The organism is Shewanella sp. SG44-2, from assembly GCF_014164215.1.
GTDB classification, from domain to species: domain Bacteria; phylum Pseudomonadota; class Gammaproteobacteria; order Enterobacterales; family Shewanellaceae; genus Shewanella; species Shewanella frigidimarina.
Genome location: NZ_JACJEU010000073.1, coordinates 1 through 999 on the forward strand (window position 1 = coordinate 1; position 999 = coordinate 999).

Sequence of the window (999 nt, forward strand, 5' to 3'; positions counted from 1 at the left end):
GACTGGGGTGAAGTCGTAACAAGGTAGCCCTAGGGGAACCTGGGGCTGGATCACCTCCTTACCTATACGACTAACTCAATACCTAAAGTGCAGAGATGCATGTGAGTGTTCACACAGATTACTTGATAGAAAGAAAGAGAAAGATATCGAAAGGTATTTTTGAGGATTTTGATTCTTAATCAAGGCACTTGATGAGTCTCGCAGGGAGTGTGCTTTTAGCACATGACTGAGAAACAAAGAAAGTAACGCCGAGTAAGGATTAAAAGACCAAAAAGAATGGGTCTGTAGCTCAGCTGGTTAGAGCGCACCCCTGATAAGGGTGAGGTCGGTGGTTCAAGTCCACTCTGACCCACCAAATCTTCATTTTATCTGCGTTAATTAAATACTCGTTTAGACTCTTTTAATAAGAGAGGAAACGTCGCATTGAATTAACTTGTTAAAATTTGATTTGGCTTCGCCAATCTTATGATTGGTTACTTGATATTTATTCTCGCTGTATGTAAAGGGGTTATAGCTCAGCTGGGAGAGCGCCTGCCTTGCACGCAGGAGGTCTGCGGTTCGATCCCGCATAGCTCCACCATTACATGCAATTGGTAAGAGATGCCAAAGATAAACGAAATTTTATCTTTGGCTTTTTTAAGCCCGCTCTTTAACAATTTGGAAAGCTGATAGTACTAACTAAAGGCGCATAAATGATTCGTTGTCGTTTGTGTGATTACGTTAGTGCGAAAAACGTTAATGCGAAAGCATTAACACTTGAGTTCTCAAAACACTGTTTAAGTGTCTTGAATATTCTAAAAAACTAAGGCGAGTACACTTCCTACCCTGGAGGTGAGACAAGTAAAAACCAGCTGGTCATGATATGACCCAGAGTTCTTCTCTTGTTAATTCAAGGGTGTGAAACTCATTTGGGTTGTATGGTTAAGTGACCAAGCGTATACGGTGGATGCCTTGGCAGTCAGAGGCGATGAAGGACGTAATAACTTGCGAAAAGCGTTG

2 tRNA genes and 1 rRNA gene are annotated in these 999 nt (G+C 41.8%); all 3 read left to right on the forward strand.

The features are described from left to right. Positions 1-61, forward strand: a 16S ribosomal RNA gene (locus H5181_RS20295); the annotation flags it as partial. A 217-nt stretch (positions 62-278) separates the two neighbouring features. Continuing rightward, positions 279-355, forward strand: a tRNA-Ile gene (locus tag H5181_RS20300). Between the two features lie 149 nt (positions 356-504). Continuing rightward, a tRNA-Ala gene (locus H5181_RS20305) sits at positions 505-580 on the forward strand. Positions 581-999: the final 419 nt, after the last annotated feature.